This is a genomic window from Candidatus Nomurabacteria bacterium, assembly GCA_023898665.1.
Taxonomy (GTDB): domain Bacteria; phylum Patescibacteriota; class Saccharimonadia; order Saccharimonadales; family HK-STAS-PATE-42; genus HK-STAS-PATE-42.
Genome location: CP060233.1, coordinates 12,873 through 32,093, shown reverse-complemented (window position 1 = coordinate 32,093; position 19,221 = coordinate 12,873). Strand labels below are relative to the sequence as shown.

The window sequence follows — 19,221 nt, the reverse complement described above, 5'->3', positions numbered from 1 at the left end:
AAATTTATTAAATCCCACATATGAAGACTAATAAATTTATATTGAGAAAGAGTAGCTTGTTCATAAGCAGCCTGACTTTTGCCGCTTTGCTATTAGCATCTCTTGGAGCAACCAACATATCACCAGTAAACGCAGCACCACCTCCAGATGGCATCACTCTAACCGTTAATTCAGTCGGCAACGATGGTGATGTGAATCAGGGTGATGGCAACTGTGAGACAGCCACTCCAGGAGAGTGTACCTTAGCTGCTGCTATTCAAGAAGCAAGTGCTAATAGCAACCCTACTTTTAGAGACATCATCGAATTTAATATTGCAGGGGCGGGGGTACATACAATTTCTCCCTCTTCCACTCTTTATACTGGTGCTGAGCCCGTTCTAATTAATGGATATTCTCAGTCTGGCTCTACAGCAAATAGTAACGCCTACCCAGATCCCTTTAACGGCACACTATTAATAGAGCTTGACTTCTCAAACCTAGCCAACGCTAATGACACAGGACTAGCCCTCGGCTCTAGTCTTTACATGACAGGCCTCATCCTTAATAGTAACAATGTGGGTAACACCGTAAGTGCTTATACGGTGGATGATGTTCATATATATGGTAACTATTTTAATACTGATTACTCTGGTCTTATTGCTAAGCCAGGTGGAGAAAACATGGGCTCCATTGGTATTAATGGTTCTACAAATATTTTTATTGGCGGATCGCAGCCCGCAGAACGTAACTTATTTGGCCCGGCAGCAACAAATATCTTTATCGGTGAGGCCAATCCAGACAGCATTCAGTCTTCTGATATAGATATAAAAGGTAATTATTTTGGGGTAGGCTCCGATGGCGTAACTAATTTAGGAACCCTCCAATTTAGTCATATATCAATAGTAGACCAATCAACCGATATCTCAATAGGGGGGCCTAATGTTGAAGACGGCAATACTGTTGAGAATGCATACTCTGGGGCAATTAGTATAGGTAATAATTGGTCTGATTCAACTCTGGCGCCAGAAAGAATTCTAATTCAACACAACAGAATAGTGGCGAATGGCTGGGCTGGAGTTACAGTTGGAGATTTTCTTGAGCCATATGCCTATGCCCAAAATGTTTCTATTCTCCAAAACTCTATGTATTTAAATGGCACTAGGGGCGATGGTAGCTCCCCTGGAATTGACTTAATCTTGCCCTCAGAATCAAACTTAAACGACCCGCTAGACGTTGACGAAGGCGCCAACCATCTCTTAAACTCGCCAGTATACTTAGACGGAGATGTAGTAGAGTCTGGTGGTGATACAACCATTAAATATGGTATTGATGTACCTGCTGGCGATTACAGAGTTGAGTTCTTCTCGAGTCCCACAAAAGAAACCGCTGTAGATTTAGAAGGATATGAGTTTTTAGGCTATCAAAATATTACTTCGGCTGGCTCTGGTTACCAAATGTTTAGTAACACCTTAAGTGGAGATGGTCATCAAAATATTACTCTAACAGCTACTGAGATAAAACCAGACTTACCGTTTGGCTTCGGCGCTACCAGTGAATTTGGCGGAGAAAGAATGCGTCAGAGTGATGTAGGGGTCGTCAAAACCTTAACTAACCCAGAAGATGTAGCCCCAAATAGCACGGTAACCTACCATTTAGACTACACTAACCATGGACCCGATCCACTTATTCTTTCTGACTTTAATATCCCATTTGCAACCTCACCTCTTTTCTATGACTATATGCCTCCAGATTTATCACCGTCTAACTTAATTGGTGATGGACCATTGCCCGGTCTAAGCTATGTCGACGTTAATAACCCCGACCTAACTTGTCTGTGGAGTGGGCCAGGTTCAGGGGGTACTATTTTAGGCCTAACAAAATATGCAAGTTACTCGGCTGTATTTTGCTGGTATACTGGCTCAGATGATTACCTTAATGCTAATGACATAATCTCAGCAGACATAGAAGTAACTATTGCGGCTGACTCTGAGTTAGCATTCGCTAACTTTATCTATGCTCCTTCCTCCATCTACACACATGACCCTGATGAAGGTGAGATCTTTAATAGCGTAGCAACTGGAGACGACCAACTCGACGGTCTTTATAAGGCATTCAAAGGAGTGTCCCCATTTAATAACTTCTCCGCTACATATCTTCCAGGTGATATAGACGTTAGTGCTAGCCTCACTAACCCACAAGATGTTGCTGTTGGTAATATAATTAACTACGATATAACTCTAACAAACAATGGCACAACTGGGATTAACTTGCCTCACTATATATCTCCATCATATCCACTTCTAGGTGGGGCTTATCCTGCGGAGAACCTAACATTTATTGGAGCTACAAATGAAGGTATTACATGTCAAAGTTATGGACCGGGCAGTATAGCCTACTGGCCTTCTGCAACCGATCACCAGAGCCATCAACTATTTGCCTGTGTTTACAGTGGTGATAGTATAAGTGATGTTGTATTACCTGGAGAATCATATACTATACATCTCCAAATGAGAGTAGACGAAGTAACCAATTTCACTTCATATTTCTTGATTGTCTCTGTAACAGATGACCCGGATTTACTCGACACATACGCTGATCTTATAGGAGCTGAAACTGATCAACTCGATATAGTATCGAATCCAAACTTTGCGAGAGTATCATATATAAATGGTGAATCAGAAAATAATAGCGGTAGCCCTAATAGTGATAATACTAACACATCAAATAATACGCTTAGCAAAACAGGGCAGAGTATTATCTTGCTTATAGCTGCCGGTTCTGTACTTGTGCTGCTATCAAGTTTGATCTACAAAAAAACTAAAAATACCAAGTCTTAAACTTACTATATTTGGCATTTTAGTTAACCAGTTATAATTAGGTTTACCAAGAGTTATGCCTATAATTACAGACATAAAAATCCAAGTTAAAAATCGAGATAAAGTATCTGTATATATTGATGAAAAATACAGCTTTAGCTTAACCATCTCTCAGCTTACCGATCATAAACAAGTCCGAGTTAAGTCTCATCTTAAAGACGATCAAGTTGAAGATCTAAAAAAGCTTTCATCTCAAACTAATCAATATCTAAGATTACTAAACTTAATCTACGCTCGGCCTAGATCAGAATATGAGATAAGAACAAAGCTAAGATTAAAAAAGTTCGAACAAGAAGAGATTGACCAACTCGTTGATAAATTAAAAAAAGAAGGATATCTAAACGATAAGGAATTTGCAAATTGGTGGGTTAACTCTAGAAAGCTCACTCGTAATATATCTTCTCTAAAGCTAAAATCAGAGCTTGCCCAAAAAGGTATAAAGGGGGAGGTAGTCGAAGACGCTTTAGCTAATAATTTTAGTAAAGAAGATGAGCTTAACTCTTTAAAAGATTTAGTAAAAAATAAAAAGAACAAATATGAATCAGAACAAAAACTTATGTCTTACTTAGTCTCTAAAGGATTTAATTACTCACAAATAAAAGAAGTCTTAAATAAAGAAGAGACTAGCTAGACTTAAAGAAGCTATCGGTAGAGTTACATTATCAATACCTCTCCAGTTAAAAAATTCAAACAACTCTAATATACAGATCAGAATTGCGATTTGCCACCAAACAAAATCAACAGCTGCGCCAAAGCTTAATATAAGAGCAATAAATACTCCAACACAGAAAGCTAAGCTTCCTCCAATAGATTTGTAAGCCTCTAAAATCTCTACTTTTTTAATAGGAACTACCTTACCCACCAGAGCAGCCATAACATCAGCAATCATTAAAACTAAGATTGCAAACTTTTTGACCTCATATTCAACCGGAGCAAACATAACTAAGCTTAAGCCAACAGCTAATATAATTCCTCCCCATTTTCTTTCTTTACCAAAAGAAATGTTTTTGCCAAAAAACTCAATTTTTTCTGATATGTAAAAACCTAGAGCCATTACTGGTAAAAACAATACTTCTAAAATTACCAATTGCCTACCAATCAAAAATAAAGCTACTCCACAAGCTCCTACATGTATAGATTTACGTGCAATCTCTTTCAATAAACTTATTGGACTAAACTTGGTATCCACCTCTTTTATCACTGTGCTCATATAATAAACTAGAAATTAACAGTCATAATTGTTAAACTTAAGCTAAATGATATCATAAGATGTAAGATGCCATACTTGAGATTCATATGAAGTCCGAATATAAAGTAATAAAGTTTAGATAATCGGTAACAATATGAAGATCAAATCACTCATCACAAAAACAACAATTGTATTATTAGCAGTACTTTCTCCTTTAATAACACCTTCTGAAATATTTGCCTTAAAGACTGAGCCAGTAACATTGCAAGAGGTGCCTGCAAGCTCGAGCCTAGCTCCACAAATAGTTGGATCAAGCACTTATACATATGTAGAGCCATTTTCTAATGCACAGACTGAAGTAACAAACGAAAACGAAGGACACTGGTACGGATGGACTTTTAATGTAGCAGATTTACTTCCTTGCCCAAGCGCAACATTACATTCTTTACATATCCTTGCAAATAACTCACTAGAGACAGAGGGTAACCCCGACTGGTCAGTAATGTCGTTATCAAATGTGGTAGATGGAACTTCTTCTCCAGTTATCCCACAAAGACCAGTTACTCAAGGCTTTTCACCTGACGTCGCACCACATTTTGTCGGAAGATGGAGTGTCGGGAGTGAAAACTTCCCACCAGCAACAAGCGAGTGGAGTATAGGTATCGAGGGGCCGATGGAGGCAACATGGGATGTAAGTGGTCTGGATCTTAATAACGATTTTTTACTCGCTGTAGGTCATGATGCTGAGGACGAGACAGTTGGTCTTCAGACAACCATACAGTCCGTAGAAGCTTTATTCGATGATAGTTCATGTGATTCAGCTCCACCAACATCAAATAATAATCAAAATAGCCCCCAAACCCCCAACTCACCTAAAACAGGGAGTATAGGTAGTATTATTCTCTTACTATCAATCTTGATAGCTATGATATTCCTCACTCTAAAAACTGCCCAAAGACTTAAATCTAAGCATTAGATTTATACTAGATCTTCACAAAATCTAGGTTCATCTGATAAAATAGATTTATCGAAGTAGTTTTTGAAGAATTACGAGCATTTTTGGATGGCCATCCACTCGTCTTTAATAGGGGACTTCATTTAAAATAAAAACTCACCCATCTCACATTGAGATTAAATAAAAATCAGGGACTCTAAAATAAGAAGTTGGTTCATTCTTTCTTTAGAGTCTAGTATCTAGTGTCTAATACTGAGACTATTATTTAAATTAAAAATATCAACTGGGGGTATTTAACGTTTTATGGCAACAAGCACCACAAAAACTACAAAAACAACTGCAAAAAACAAAGAAGATACTAAAAACGGTCGTAAATTTTTTAACAAGAGCTTAGATGCTATTGATCTTCCAGATCAAATTGAGCACCAAGTTTCGTCATTTAAAGACTTTGTCACAAGAGGTTTAGGTGAAGTTCTCTCAGAGTTTAGCTCAATTTCTGACTATACTGGAGAGAAGATGGAGCTTAAGCTCTTAGATTACGCTTTTGATGACCCAGAAGTCTCAGAACTCGAAGCAAGAACTAACAATACAACTTTTGAGGCATCACTGAAGATTCGTGCTGAGCTAATTAATAAAGCAACCGGAGAGGTTAAAGAAGCTCACATCTACATGGGCCAATATCCTTGGATGACCGAGCGAGGAAGCTTCGTAATAAATGGTGCTGAAAGAGTAGTAGTTGGTCAGTTAGTTCGATCTCCAGGCGTAATGTTCTCAATGAGCGAATCATCACTTGGTAAAAGGTTATATAGCGCTAAAATTAACCCAGTTCGTGGATCTTGGATGGAGTTTGAAACTGCCGCTAACGGAACACTAAGCGTAAAAATTGACAAAAGAAGAAAGATCCCTCTAACCACTTTCTTAAAAGCTACAGGTTTTGCCTCAAACAAAGAAATCGAAGATACTTTTAAAGATGTAAACACTGGTGAGGTCAATTACATCAAAGAGACAATCAAAAAAGATAACACAAATACCCAAGCCGAGGCTCTGATCGAAGTGTTTAGTCGTTTACGTCCAGGTGAGATGGCCACAGTTGATAATGCTAAGTCACTAATAGAGAGCATGCTCTTTAACTTCAAGAGATTTGATCTTGGTAAAGTTGGTAGATACAAGATGAATCGCCGCTTAGGTCTAGAGGCCCCATTTACTCCAGAAGGAAGAGTTTTACGGAAAGAAGACCTAGTTGCAACAATTAAAGAGTTAATTAGACTTAATATCTCCCAGGAGGCTGCCGATGATATGGATAGCCTTGCAAACCGTAGGGTTAGACTTGTTGGTGAGCTACTTGAGCAACAGTTCAGAAAAGGTCTATTACGTTTAGAAAAAAACATTAAAGACAGAATGACTCTTGCAGACGTTGAGACTGCAACTCCTGTGTCTTTAGTGAACTCTCGTCCAGTTGTTGCCTCAGTTCATGAGTTTTATAACACTGGTCAACTTTCTCAGTACATGGAGCAAACAAACGCCTTAAGAGAGCTTTCCAATAAAAGAAGGATTACCAGTCTTGGTACTGGAGGCCTAACACGTGAACGCGCCGGGTTTGAGGTTCGTGATACTCACTCGACTCACTACGGTAGAATCTGTACTATTGAGACTCCAGAAGGTCCAAACATCGGTCTAGTTTTGACTATGGCCTCTTATGCGAGAATTAATGAGTTCGGCTTTATCGAAGCTCCTTACAGAAAAGTAGTAAAAGGTAAGATTACGGACGAAGTCGAATATTTGGACGTCGAAGCAGAAAAAAATGCAGTTATTGCCTCGTCTAACATTGAAGTAAACGAAGCAGGCAAGATCACTTCTGACCGCGTTGCTGCTCGTGTCGGCTTTAAACCAGAAGAAGTCGACGTAGCTGATCTAACTCACATTGATGCTTCTCAATCAGAAAGTCTTGGTACTTCTGCTGCCCTAATTCCTTTTATCGAAACTAACGAAGCAAAACGTGCTTTGATGGGTGCAAATATGCAACGTCAGGCTGTACCTTTAATTAAGACTGAGTCTCCAATCGTAGGAACTGGACTAGAACATGAAGTAGCTAAGTCTACTGGTCAATTAGTAGTAGCAGATGAAGATGGCGAGGTTACTTATTCTGACGCTAATAAACTTAATATTAAGTATAAGTCTGGAACGAGAACTTACGAGCCTCAGCACTTTGTAAGAAGTAATGACGGCACAAGTATTAACCAAAAAGTAGTCGTTAAAACTGGTGACAAAGTCAAAAAAGGTCAACCTCTGATTGAAGGCATGAGCGTTGCTAGCGGGGAACTCGCCTTAGGTAAAGATGTTCTTGTAGCATTCATGCCATGGGAAGGATACAACTTCGAAGACTCAATCGTTATATCCGAAAGATTAGTTAGGGATGACGAATATACGTCTATTCATATTGAAGACTTCCAATTAGATGTTAGAGAAACTAAACTTGGCCGAGAGCAAGTATCTCGGGATATTCCTAATGCTTCAGAAGAGTCACTAAGGCATCTTGATGAATTCGGTATTGTCAGCGTTGGAGCAGAAGTAAAAGCTGGAGATATCCTAGTTGGTAAGATCACACCAAAAGGAGAAACAGAACTTTCTGGAGAAGAAAGACTGCTTCGCGCTATCTTTGGTGACAACGCTAAAGATGTCAAAGATACTTCTCTTCGCATGCCAAATGGAAAAAGCGGTAAAGTTGTCGACGTTAAGATCTTCACTCGTGAAGGTGGTCACAACTTAAGGTCTGATGTCTTGATGCAAGTACAAGTATTTGTAGCTCACATGGCTAAGGTCGAAGTAGGAGATAAGTTTGCTGGACGTTACGGAAACAAAGGTACAATTGCAAAGATTCTACCGGTAGAAGACATGCCGTTTACCGAAGACGGACAACCTGTTGATATGGTCTTAACTCCACTCGGAGTGCCAAGTCGTATGAACTTAGGCCAGGTTTTCGAGATGCACTTAAGCTTAGCTGCTAAAGCTTTAGGCTACAAAGTAGCCTCACCTTCATTTAATAGAGTTACAACTGAGCAAATTAAATCTGAGCTTAAGAAAGCAGGATTTGAAGAGGACGGAAAAGTACAGCTCTTTGATGGACGAACTGGAGAAGCTTTCGAAGAAAGAACAGCAATTGGTTACATGCACATGCTCAAGCTCGAGCACATGATCGAAAATAAGATCCACGCTAGAAGCATTGGTCCATACACTAAGGTGACTCAGCAGCCACTCGGTGGTAAGGCCCAATTCGGAGGTCAGCGTTTTGGAGAAATGGAAGTTTGGGCTCTCGAAGCATTCGGCGCAGCTAATGTTCTTCAGGAAATGCTTACAATTAAATCTGACGACATGGTCGGTAGATCAAAAGCTTACGAATCTCTAGTTAAGTCTAGAAAGATCGTCAGCTCTAAACTGCCAGAAAGCTTTAAAGTTCTCGTTAGCGAGCTTCAGGGCTTAGGTCTCGATGTCCAACTAGTCGGTGATAGATACGAAGCAACTCATTCTACCAGTAATCAGGAGAGTACTACTGAAGCAGAAGACCTAATCGAAGACATTGCTCAACAAGAAACTCCAGTAAGTTCAGAAGTCGAAGAAGCCATTGAAGCCGAAAGCTCACTAAGTCCAAATGATATTGATGTATCTGGATTAAGCTCTGATTTCACAGGAGGTGATGGAGTAGACTCGGTTGTTAGTGGTGACAACGATGACGACACTCAAGATCTGGCAGATGAAATCGAATCTAAAGTAGAGGAGGACCAAGCATAAGTTTAAATAATTAAAGAATTATAAAAACTTAAGGTAAAAGATTATGACACCAACATATTACGACGACACAAGCGCAGTTCTCTCAGATTTTGATGAGATCAAACTAACAGTTGCTTCACCACAAAGGATTCTAGATCTTTCTAATGGAGAAGTCACAAAATCAGAAACAATTAACTACCGTACTAATAAGCCAGAAAAAGATGGTCTATTCTGCGAAAAGATCTTTGGTCCAACTAAGAACATTTCTCAGCATGACCCACGCTTTAAAGGTGTTCGAGCTAGAGACATGGCCGTAGATAAGAAGGGCAGACTAGTCACTAACTCAAACTCTCGACGTGAGCGTATGGCCCACATCAAGTTAGAGGTTCCAGCAGTGCACACTTGGTTCCTTCGGTCTAACCCAAGTGCGATCAGTAACCTACTAGGTATGAGTGCTAAGTCACTTGAGCGAGTGATTTACTTCTCGGCCTATATGATTAATGAGGTTGATGAAGAGAAAAAAGCCTCACTTTATTCTGATTTAGATGCAGCAGTAGACACAGAGAAGAAGGCAATCGAAGCTCGATACGAAGAGCTCTCAAATGCTGAAGGTGCAGATGTTAAAGAACTTGCCAAGGCTCGCTCAAAAGAAACCGACGCTGTTAATGCTGCATTCTTAGAAAGAAAATCTCAACTCGATGCTCTTAAAGAGTCTTCACTTATAACCGAGGCTGACTTCGGTCAGATGCCACAAGAGTATAAAGACGTCGTTAAAGTTAGCATGGGAGCTGAGGCGATTTATGAAGCCTTAAAAGAGCTAGATCTAGAAAAGCTAATCGAAGATTTAAGAACAGAAGTCGAAGAAGCAAGTGGACAAAAGTACAAAAAACTAATCAAGAGATTAAAGATTGTCGAAGGTATCCATAAAGCTGGAATCGACCCAAGCTGGATGTGTCTAACAGTTGTGCCTGTGATTCCACCGGAGCTTCGTCCAATGGTTTCACTTTCTGGAGGGCGTTTTGCAACTTCAGATCTAAATGATTTATATAGACGTGTAATCAACAGAAATAACCGTCTAAAAAAGCTTACAGCACTTGGTGCACCGGAGCTAATTAAGCGTAACGAAAAAAGAATGCTACAAGAAGCTGTCGATGCACTAATCGATAATGCTGGGCGCGGTTCTCGTGCAGTTACCGCTACAGGCGGAAGAAGAAAGCTAAAATCTCTAACGGATGTGCTTAAAGGTAAACAAGGACGTCTTCGTGGGAACCTTCTTGGTAAACGTGTTGACTACTCAGGACGTAGTGTAATCGTTTCTGGTCCAGAACTCGAGCTTGATGAATGTGGTTTACCTCGTGCAATGGCATTAGAGCTATTCAAAGCACATGTCATCGGATGGTTAATTGAGAATGAATACGCCCAAAACATCAAAGGTGCAAACAGACTAATTGAACTCCGTGATGCTGTAATTTGGGATGCCCTTGATGCCGTTATGGAAGGCAAGTATGTTCTACTAAACCGTGCTCCTACCCTGCACAGGTTATCAGTCCTAGCGTTTAAACCTAAACTAAATAACGGTCGTGCTATTCAGTTGCACCCACTTGTTTGTGCAGGATTTAACGCTGACTTCGACGGAGATCAGATGGCGGTTCACCTACCACTCTCTGACGAGGCTCAAAGGGAGGCTCGTGAGATTATGGCTGCTAACCTTAACTTGTTAAAACCTGCTGATGGATCTCCAATCCTTCACCTCTCTCAAGACATTGTTCTAGGATGTTACTTCTTAACTTACATTCGTCCAGAGTTCGAAGAAGATGAGAATTACAAATCTCCTGTAATAGGTTCTATGCAAGAGGCTGAAGCTGCATATAAACGCGGTCAGCTATCTTTGCAACAACCAATCATCACAATATATGACGGCAAAAAGATTGAGACAACTTACGGTCGTTTAATCTTTAATGCCACAATGCCAGAAGGAATAGACTTCCAGAACAAGCCAATGGATAGTTCGAGCCTAAAAGCAGTTATGGCTATTGCTTTTGAAAAATTCGGTCCAGCCGGTGCAGCTAAAGTAGCAAACGACCTTAAAGAACTAGGATTTGCTTGGGCTACAATCTCTGGATTATCAACTGGTATGGATGACTATGCTGACATTAAGAACTTACCAGAGCTCCTAAAAGAAGGAGAGGATAAAGTTGCCGAAGTTGCTGAGCAACACAAACAAGGTTTACTTACTGACGAAGAAAAAAGACGAGCAACTGTTGAAGCCTGGAAAGCAGTCGATAGAAAAATATCTGCAGCTATTCAGGAGCAGTTTAAAAGAATCGACTCAGGTATGGAAATGGCTGCCGTTTCTGGAGCTCGTGGATCAATCGGCCAGTTCAAAAACGTTGCCGGTATGAAAGGTATCGTAGTAGATGCCGTTGGTCGTGAGATAGAACTTCCAATTCGAAGTAACTATAAAACTGGTTTCAACCCAGTAGAGTACTTTATAGATAGTTCTGCTGCGCGTAAGGGTCTAATCGATACAGCACTTAAAACCGCTGATGCCGGTTACCTAACGCGTCGTATGGTTGATATCGCCCAAGATATCTATACGGTAAATGGCGAGGCTGAAGACCCTGGATTTACAGTATACAAAACAGAAGCAGAAGAAACTGGAATCAAATTTGCTGATAGACTACATGGTAGGTTTGCGGCCAAAGATGTTAAATCTCACGTTAAGGCTGGCGAGCTAATAAGCAAAGAAGTTGCTGAAGCAATCGAAAAAGATGACTCAATTTCGGAAGTAACAATCATGAGCGTTCTAACATGCTCCAACCTACGTGGTGTCGATGTAAAATCTTACGGTGTAGACCTAGCAACTGGTCAGGTGGTCGAGCCTCACCAAGCGGTTGGGGTAATCGCTGCACAATCTCTAGGAGAAAACACTACTCAGTTGACTCTTGATACAAAGCACCAGGCTGGTTCAGCTACAGAAAGCGATGTGACTAAAGGTCTTCCTCGTGTAGATGAGCTTCTTGAAGCAAGGATCCCTAAAGGTAAGGCAACTATTGCTGAGCTTGATGGTGTAGTTTCTGTGTGGGAAGATGGTGAAACACAGGTCATTCAAATTACTCCAAGTGAAGCTAGAAAGGAAGAGTTTAAGTTAGAAGACAGACAAGCTCGTGTTGCATCAGGAAGTGACGTTCTAGCAGGAGATGTCCTTGCAAGTACCGATGAAAATGCAAAGCAAATTGTTGCAACATTTGCCGGTAAAGTCGAAGTAACTCCTGAGGCAGTCATAGTTACAGCTTCACAAAAGGCAACAACTAAGTACACTCTATCTAAGAATACTCAGCTAACAGTATCAGACGGTGATAAGGTTCAGGCTGGTGATCAGTTAACAGAAGGATCACTTGATCCTAATGAGATTCTTGAGTACAAAGGTGTAGAGGCTGCACAACGTTACATAATTAACCAAGTTCTAGCCCTATACGCATCACAAGGTATCGATATTAATGCTAAGCATCTCGAGCTTGTCGTAAGACAAATGTTCAGTAGAGTAAGAGTAGAAGATCCAGGTGATAGCCTATATGCTGCAGGTGAGGTAATCTCAAGAGCTAGCGCAATAGAAGAAAACGATGTCCTAACCAAAGAAGGTAAGAAGCCAATTGTTTACAGCCAACTACTGCTAGGCTTAACTCGTGCTTCAATTGCCTCTGATAGCTTCTTATCAGCTGCAAGCTTCCAAGAAACAACCAGAGTTCTTGTTGGAGCTGCTATAACTGGAAAGACAGATAAGTTACGTGGTCTAAAAGAAAACGTGATTATCGGTCGAAAGATTCCAGTTGGAACAGGCGCCAGAAATAAGAATGGAGGACTACTTTCAGACGACCAATAAGAGTCGTCTGAGACCGAGACCGCCTCTCTTTAAAAGACTTGTTTTACAGGGAACAAAAGAGTATAATTACATACTAAAGACGAGTAAACTTAAATATTTTAAGAAAGAACACTAAGAATATCTCCCAGTTAGGGTTAAAGAGTTTTAATATATATGCCAACCGTAAATCAGTTACTTCGCAAGCCGCGAAAAAAGGCTAATAAAAAGCCAAAGTCTCCTGCCTTAAAGGTGGTTAACAATACTAAAAGAAATAAAAAGTATAATAAGCCATCTCCTTTTAGACGTGGTGTATGTATTAAGGTTACGACTCTTACCCCTAAGAAGCCTAACTCAGCGATGCGTAAAGTTGCTCGTGTGCGCTTAACCAACGGAGAAGAGTTCTGGGCATATATTCCTGGAGAAGGTCACAACCTCCAAGAGCACGCAGCAGTTCTAGTGCGTGGAGGACGTGTTCCTGACCTCATCGGTGTGCGTTACACAATCGTACGTGGTTCAATGGATCTCCAAGGAGTTTAAGACAGAAAAAAGAGCCGCTCTAAGTATGGAGTTAAGAAGAGTTCTAAGTAGTAGAGGATATAATTATGCCACGTAAAAAAACCAAATCACTCCAAAGAGAATTAAATCCGGATAGACTCTATAACTCAGTTCTTGTGCAGCGTCTAATTAATAAGAGTATGAAAGATGGTAAAAAGTCTTCTGCCGAAAAAGCTGTCTACATGGCTATGGAGTTCGCAGCTACTAAGGTTAAGTCTAAGAACCCTCTCGAAGTTCTAGAGGCAGCACTTGAGAATGTCTTCCCAGCTTTTGAGGTTAAAGGACGACGTGTCGGAGGTTCTAACTACCAAATTCCTTACCCTGTTCAAGGTCACCGAAGAATTCACTTAGGTATGATGTGGTTTGTATCATCTGCTAGAGCAAAGAAGGGAATGCCTTACTGGCAAAGACTTGGAACTGAAATCGTTGATGCTTATAACGAAACAGGTAGTGCTGTTAAAAAGCGTGAAGAAGTACACAAGATGGCTGAAGCCAACCGTGCATTCGCTCACTTCGCTAGATAGGCTTAATCACTATGATTACAGAATGTAGTAACTGCGTAGGTGAAGCAGCAGAAGTGTGTGCACAAGCATATAGAATCTCTGCTCAGAGAGTTGCCGGACCTGCAGAAGATTCAATAATGGCTGGCGTAAGTCCAGATCACGCACTAAGGGTTATTGCTAAAACTCGGGATCGTGAATTGAACGCATTAACTTATATAAGTAGATCAATATTACCCGCATGTAACTTAACATCAGAACAAATAGGGTTAAGGTTAGATGAAGCAATAATAGAAGCAGGCGATACCCTAAATACATAGTAGTTATTCTCTTTTAGCACCACACAGCTTAATCATAAGCGTAATTACGCTATAATACAAAATTAAATAAAAAACATTTTATGAAAAAGAATAAACAAGCTGGTCAAAAAGACCAGTCAATCAAGGCTATACTAAGTCTTTATCGATACAATTGGCTAAAGTATACGAGCACTGCTACCGTTGTGGTAATTGCGTGTATCTTTGAGGCTTTTTTGCCAATCATCTCTGGTTACATAATAGGTAATATAGTATCTTTGCAGGAGAACTATAGTAAGTTGGGCTTTTTATTATTCGCTATGGTAGGGAGCGGAGTTATTCATGCTATCTTCTGGCACTTGGGAGACTACATGGTAGTATGGAACATTGTACCTAGTTTTCATAAGTACAGACGGATTATTTTTGATAAAGCCTGGGATAAAGACTATAGCGAATATATTCAAAAACCGAGTGGTAAGATAGCTGCATCAGTCAACACAATCTACCAAGATTATGATAATCTTTATGCATCTTTTCACTATGGTTTTATTACACTTATAGTCCCATACACAGTTTTCATAGTGTATATGTTCTCTACAGTGTGGATTAATGGGCTCATCCTAAGTGGATTTTTGCTTATAGCTTTATTGACCTTAAGTCTACAGCTGAAGAATATTCGTGAAAAAGGAGCTAGTCACGCAGACTATAAGGCTGAAACAGATGGAAAAACTTATGACTCATATTCTAATTTTACAAATGTAATATCTTTTAGGGCTCATAAAAAAGAATTTATATCAGATGAAAAAAGAATAAATGAGTTACTTCAAAGAAGAAAAAAAGGAGACTATTCAGTACTTAACTATTGGTCTACCTCAAGTCTGCTTGCTAGAGGAATACTTTGGTCAGTCGTATTATTAGTAAACTTTTCTATGCTAAAAAAGGGAGATATCAGTACCTCTCAATTCGCAACTGCAATTACAGTTCTCTTTACCTTTACTAGTCATTTTTGGGAGCTTGTTCATGAGGTTAGTGCAATTAACACCAAGATGGCTTCTTATAAGCAAAACTATAACTATCTATTTCCAGGAAGAAACGTTGTTAAAGAGTACTATCATGAACAAAAACAAAAGAAGGTTAAGATATTTAAGCCTAGTTTTAACGACTCAATTAAGCTTAATAAACTTAACTTCGCTTATCCAGATAGACTAGATAATCTAGTACTAAGGAACATCAATCTAGACATAAGAAAGAACGAAAAGATTGGAATAGTAGGGAAGAGTGGTTCAGGAAAGTCTACACTTATTAAGTTATTACTTGGCTTTTACGATTACAAAGAAGGCTCGATCCAGATTGATGAAAAAAATGTACCAAAAGAAGAACTTGGCATAATAAACTCTTATGTACCTCAAGATACAACCTTATTCCAGCAGAGCATTGCTTACAATATTGCATATGCAAAAGGTGGTAGAGCTACTAAAGAGGAGATAATTAAGGCTGCTAAAAAAGCTCATGCACATGAGTTTATTGATTCGCTTCCAGATAAATATGAAACATTAGTAGGTGAGCGCGGCATCAAGCTTAGTCTCGGTCAACGTCAAAGAATTGCTATTGCCAGGGCGTTCTTAAAAGAATCTGATTTATTAATACTAGACGAAGCAACCTCAGCACTAGATTCTAAAACTGAGAAACTAGTCCAAGAAAGCTTAGAAGACTTATGGAAGGGGAAGACCGTAATCGCAATCGCTCACAGACTCTCAACACTTAATAATGTCGATAGAATTATCGTTATGGATAAAGGAAAGATAGTTGAGCAAGGCACAAAGGCTGAGTTATTAAGCTTAGGCGGGATCTTCGCTGAGCTCTGGAATCACCAGAAAGACGGCTTAATAATCGAAGACGAAACTGAGAATTAGCCATTAGTACCTAAGAGCTTCTATCAACTGAGACTCTCTTGCCACATCGATGGTCCACTGCCAAACTTTCTCAGCAACGACTGGACTGCCATCATTCACGACATCAATTGATCCTGGACACACTCCAGGCCTGTCTACCGCTTTTTCTTCGTCAGAAATAGTGTATATGTCCCTAAGATGCGGCTCGTCTTTAGCAGTCTTTTCTGCCAACTCAATAGCCCTCCCTACAATATGTGGTGATGTTCTAAAGCTTAATGCTTCAGTGTCTTTTTTGTCTAAAACAAGTTCTCCAGCTAGACTAGTGGCTGACTTGGTTATCATTCTGCTAGCTAATTCTAGCCGTTGTACAGACTTACCACCTGTGAACTTTTTTGCAACACCACCGTAGCTATTCCTGAGCCTAGTGTATATCTCATCCGGACACATTTCACTATAATCAAGTGCAAACATATAGATGTTTTCGGCAGTAAATTCTACCGCACTATTAATAAAAACTCTAATATTCTCAATCGTATCATCAACTGGGCTAGATGTGTCTAAATCCTCATCATCACATTCTTCATAAGGACCTGCTATATATATCGCTGCTGGGCTCTCATCATCTTCTTCAAGTTCTTCTAAAGTTCTTTCGATATGTTCAACTAAGAAAGCTGAAGCATCTCTTGAGAAATCATTAAGCGGGGTATATGGAGAAAAATTAAGATCAATAAAGGGTATCTCAAGATCAATGTCAGGATCAAACATTCGGCTCAAGGCAACAGCTCTCACTTGCTTTCCTCTAACATGAGGGTCAGGGCTTAAGTATGGGCAAGTAGGAGTTGTGTCTACATTAAATTCTCTTGCACCCACTGTAACTTCTTGTCTTAAATTCGTCATAATCTCAATAACTATAACACTATATGACTAGTCTTGTAAATCTTACCCTACTCTACCCTCTTGATAATCAATGTACTAATATTGTACTGAGATATCTGGTTGGGTAGGGAAGTAGTGTTTTTATTTGATCTTTTTGAATTTATCAAATGTTGCTTTTATAACATTATCTAGTAGTTTGTCAATGTCTTCGTTATAAAAAATGTCGTGCCTATCATTGCAGACTCCCCCTTTACACATTCCGGCTACAACCATCAATTCATCAAAAAGGTCAGAAGTACCACCAGAATTACTAACAACACCAACAGGTTTATGGGCTTCAATCGCGGTTGCAAATTCATGCACAGTACCCATGCGGCCTCCAATTGAGATTACACAGTCAGAACTATTAATTAATAAACTATCCCGACCAACATAGTGCATTCCAGTATACAAGATAAAATCATAATTCTCTGTTGGCAGTCTATACTTTGTAACATGCTCTTTATAGCTTTGTGCTGGACTAATTCCGATACTAACCCCACCAACACTTTTTGCACCTTGAGCCGCCCAGTCTGGTAAGCCTACTGTGGCGCCAGTAATTAAAATATGACCTTTTTCGGCAATCTTCTTGCCAATATCAAAAGCAATTTTGTAATCGAGATCTACAGTAGGCCCGTGTGCAGCTCCGCTCACACAAATAGTTAAACTTTGTCCTTTAGAATCCATACTCATAAATTATATCAAAAGCATAAGCTTTATACTTAAATTTATATCTGTAAATTTCTACATAAGTTATAATTAAGATTATGTTAGGTATTCTTTTACTACTTACTTTAAACACTGGCCAACTTAATTCTAGTTACACATCTCTACAAAAAGATTTAAAACCTGTCATTTCTGCCTCAAGCATAATCACCTCAGAAACTTGCCAGAATGGTCCAGTTAGAGAGTTTGATTTATCTGATATTGAAGGGCATAAAGTTAATAAACTTCTCTACCTCCAAGTAAAAGACATCTTAAAGCAAGCCAGAAAAGAGGGCAAGCCGATTAGTTTAAATTCTACTTTTAGACCGTGCGCGGAGCAGAGTAGTTTAAGAAAAAGTAATTGTGGGGGAGACACTTCCCTGCCCGCCGAAGCATGTAGCCCACCTACCGAAAAACCTGGAGAAAGTTTGCACAACTATGGCATGGCCATAGATTTTAAATGTGATGACTCCCCTATTTTTGCCAATTCTTCTTGCTATACCTGGCTAAAAACCAATGCGCAAAAATATAAACTTCAGCAAAGAGCAGAAGAGCCATGGCATTGGAGCTTCACCGGCAAGTAATCAATAGCCTGCCTCCCCTTTGTTAATCTTTTTATAAATCTTTTCGTAAATTTTATTTGCTTCTTCTTTTGTAAGAGTTTTATTTAAGTTTCTTAATGTTATCCTGACTAATACATTTTTTTGGTTTGGGTTTATTCCTAATTTTACTCGAGCTACATCTGGCAGATCCTCGTATTTTACTTCTGAAAGAAGTTCAATCTCCTCTAAGCTTGAGATATCATCTCCAATTGCATTTTCTATATCTTGGCTAATATCTTCCTCGACATAATTTTTTGGAACTGAGTAACTCATGTCTCGTTTAATAGCGGGTTGTAAACTAACCGGTCTATATTTTTTTAGATCATACATTTGTTCTTTAATTCTTGGATTGTCACTTCTTAAGAGTCTGATGTCCGGCAGATCTTTAAGCGTCATAACTAACCTATCTAGACCAGGCCCAGCTGCGAGTCCGCTCACTTTTTCGGGATCCATTCCATTAAGCTTAATGATCTCAGTTCCAAGTAGACCACATTCTAAAATCTCAATATCTCTCCCATCGGGATGGGTCGCATTTACCTCAATCCCTTCATTTGTGTATGGATGTGGGCTATCTTCGATTCTTAGGTTCCAATTCGGCGCAACCTCTTTTGCGATTGCAGTAACCATGTTTAAAAGGTCTGCATTTTTAATCTTAGCTTTTTTATCGTTTTTAACAATTCGCCAAATATCCATTTGATGGAGTACCCCTAAATGCTTTTTATCCCAAACGTCTCTTCTATAGGCCAGACCAGGCACTAGAATTGTTACATCGTCCCAACTATCGTAATTTTTTGCTAGCTCTCTAAATACAGCCGGGATTTGAGCAGAGGTATGAGTTTGCAAACATTTATCTTCATCAACCCAATGTGTATAAGTCGAGCTTCTACTAATATTATCCTTGGGTACTAAAAGATTGTCATAACAATCTTTGCCGCTGACAATTGGGCTACGCTTAATAACTCTAACTTCAGTTTCGGGCCAGAGTTCTTCTAATGCTTTTCGTATTTTTCTATAAACAAGATTAATAGCATGTGCTTTTTCTCCTTTTTTTGGATCCACGCTTAAATCTTGTATTGCTAAATATTCCTCCAGCTTCTTGCTGGAGATTGGTTTAATCTCTATCATTTTAT

The 19,221-nt window shown here is 39.5% G+C and carries 14 protein-coding genes; 10 read left to right on the top strand and 4 right to left on the bottom strand.

Annotation, left to right across the window (positions count from 1 at the left end):
- Nucleotides 1-20: 20 nt before the first annotated feature.
- Both H6799_00180 and H6799_00175 read left to right on the top strand, forming a co-directional pair.
- Nucleotides 21-2,816: a hypothetical protein gene (locus H6799_00180; GenBank protein ID USN97514.1), complete on the top strand. Its 2,796-nt coding sequence runs from the start codon at nt 21-23 to the stop codon at nt 2,814-2,816.
- A gap of 55 nt (nt 2,817-2,871) precedes the next feature.
- Nucleotides 2,872-3,486, top strand: a complete 615-nt coding sequence (locus tag H6799_00175) for a regulatory protein RecX (protein USN97513.1) — start codon at nt 2,872-2,874, stop codon at nt 3,484-3,486.
- Here the strand turns inward: H6799_00175 and H6799_00170 are convergent.
- Entirely contained in the window at nt 3,463-4,065 is a 603-nt protein-coding gene (locus H6799_00170; GenBank protein USN97512.1) for a hypothetical protein, read from the bottom strand. The genes H6799_00175 and H6799_00170 overlap by 24 nt on opposite strands.
- A gap of 133 nt (nt 4,066-4,198) precedes the next feature.
- Here H6799_00170 and H6799_00165 point away from each other — a divergent pair, with 133 nt between their 5' ends.
- The 7 genes from H6799_00165 to H6799_00135 all read left to right on the top strand — a co-directional run bounded on the left by H6799_00165 (nt 4,199) and on the right by H6799_00135 (nt 15,890).
- The gene (locus H6799_00165) at nt 4,199-5,020 is read left to right on the top strand and encodes a hypothetical protein (GenBank protein ID USN97511.1); all 822 of its coding nucleotides are present in this window, start codon (nt 4,199-4,201) and stop codon (nt 5,018-5,020) included.
- Nucleotides 5,021-5,302: 282 nt separating this feature from the next.
- The gene (locus H6799_00160; protein ID USN97510.1) at nt 5,303-8,785 is read left to right on the top strand and encodes a DNA-directed RNA polymerase subunit beta; all 3,483 of its coding nucleotides are present in this window, start codon (nt 5,303-5,305) and stop codon (nt 8,783-8,785) included.
- 43 nt (nt 8,786-8,828) lie between these two features.
- Nucleotides 8,829-12,647 (top strand): DNA-directed RNA polymerase subunit beta', encoded by a 3,819-nt coding sequence (gene rpoC, locus H6799_00155; protein ID USN97509.1) that lies wholly within the window; start codon nt 8,829-8,831, stop codon nt 12,645-12,647.
- Nucleotides 12,648-12,800: 153 nt separating this feature from the next.
- Nucleotides 12,801-13,163: a 30S ribosomal protein S12 gene (gene rpsL, locus H6799_00150; GenBank protein USN97508.1), complete on the top strand. Its 363-nt coding sequence runs from the start codon at nt 12,801-12,803 to the stop codon at nt 13,161-13,163.
- Between the two features lie 65 nt (nt 13,164-13,228).
- Nucleotides 13,229-13,705, top strand: coding sequence for a 30S ribosomal protein S7 (rpsG, locus tag H6799_00145; GenBank protein ID USN97507.1), 477 nt, complete (start codon nt 13,229-13,231; stop codon nt 13,703-13,705).
- Nucleotides 13,706-13,716: 11 nt separating this feature from the next.
- Nucleotides 13,717-14,001, top strand: a complete 285-nt coding sequence (locus H6799_00140; GenBank protein ID USN97506.1) for a hypothetical protein — start codon at nt 13,717-13,719, stop codon at nt 13,999-14,001.
- Nucleotides 14,002-14,081: 80 nt separating this feature from the next.
- The gene (locus H6799_00135; protein ID USN97505.1) at nt 14,082-15,890 is read left to right on the top strand and encodes an ABC transporter ATP-binding protein; all 1,809 of its coding nucleotides are present in this window, start codon (nt 14,082-14,084) and stop codon (nt 15,888-15,890) included.
- Between the two features lie 3 nt (nt 15,891-15,893).
- On the opposite strand, the gene H6799_00130 is transcribed toward H6799_00135, so the two are convergent.
- Together H6799_00130 and H6799_00125 are read right to left on the bottom strand one after the other, a co-directional pair.
- The gene (locus H6799_00130; protein USN97504.1) at nt 15,894-16,766 is read right to left on the bottom strand and encodes a hypothetical protein; all 873 of its coding nucleotides are present in this window, start codon (nt 16,764-16,766) and stop codon (nt 15,894-15,896) included.
- 120 nt (nt 16,767-16,886) lie between these two features.
- Nucleotides 16,887-17,471: an LOG family protein gene (locus H6799_00125; protein USN97503.1), complete on the bottom strand. Its 585-nt coding sequence runs from the start codon at nt 17,469-17,471 to the stop codon at nt 16,887-16,889.
- 80 nt (nt 17,472-17,551) lie between these two features.
- On the opposite strand from H6799_00125, the gene H6799_00120 reads away from it, so the two are divergent.
- Complete coding sequence (locus tag H6799_00120) at nt 17,552-18,073, top strand: D-alanyl-D-alanine carboxypeptidase family protein (GenBank protein USN97502.1); 522 nt, start codon at nt 17,552-17,554, stop codon at nt 18,071-18,073.
- Here the strand turns inward: H6799_00120 and H6799_00115 are convergent, their stop codons facing one another.
- A complete protein-coding gene (locus H6799_00115) occupies nt 18,074-19,216 on the bottom strand; it encodes a hypothetical protein (GenBank protein USN97501.1) in 1,143 nt (380 codons plus the stop codon).
- Nucleotides 19,217-19,221: the final 5 nt, after the last annotated feature.

Coding starts and splice junctions, on each gene's coding strand:
- H6799_00180 (USN97514.1), top strand. CDS start 21: ATGAAGACTAATAAATTTATATTGAGAAAGAGTAGCTTGTTCATAAGC.
- H6799_00175 (USN97513.1), top strand. CDS start 2,872: ATGCCTATAATTACAGACATAAAAATCCAAGTTAAAAATCGAGATAAA.
- H6799_00170 (USN97512.1), bottom strand. CDS start 4,065: ATGAGCACAGTGATAAAAGAGGTGGATACCAAGTTTAGTCCAATAAGT.
- H6799_00165 (USN97511.1), top strand. CDS start 4,199: ATGAAGATCAAATCACTCATCACAAAAACAACAATTGTATTATTAGCA.
- H6799_00160 (USN97510.1), top strand. CDS start 5,303: ATGGCAACAAGCACCACAAAAACTACAAAAACAACTGCAAAAAACAAA.
- rpoC (USN97509.1), top strand. CDS start 8,829: ATGACACCAACATATTACGACGACACAAGCGCAGTTCTCTCAGATTTT.
- rpsL (USN97508.1), top strand. CDS start 12,801: ATGCCAACCGTAAATCAGTTACTTCGCAAGCCGCGAAAAAAGGCTAAT.
- rpsG (USN97507.1), top strand. CDS start 13,229: ATGCCACGTAAAAAAACCAAATCACTCCAAAGAGAATTAAATCCGGAT.
- H6799_00140 (USN97506.1), top strand. CDS start 13,717: ATGATTACAGAATGTAGTAACTGCGTAGGTGAAGCAGCAGAAGTGTGT.
- H6799_00135 (USN97505.1), top strand. CDS start 14,082: ATGAAAAAGAATAAACAAGCTGGTCAAAAAGACCAGTCAATCAAGGCT.
- H6799_00130 (USN97504.1), bottom strand. CDS start 16,766: ATGACGAATTTAAGACAAGAAGTTACAGTGGGTGCAAGAGAATTTAAT.
- H6799_00125 (USN97503.1), bottom strand. CDS start 17,471: ATGGATTCTAAAGGACAAAGTTTAACTATTTGTGTGAGCGGAGCTGCA.
- H6799_00120 (USN97502.1), top strand. CDS start 17,552: ATGTTAGGTATTCTTTTACTACTTACTTTAAACACTGGCCAACTTAAT.
- H6799_00115 (USN97501.1), bottom strand. CDS start 19,216: ATGATAGAGATTAAACCAATCTCCAGCAAGAAGCTGGAGGAATATTTA.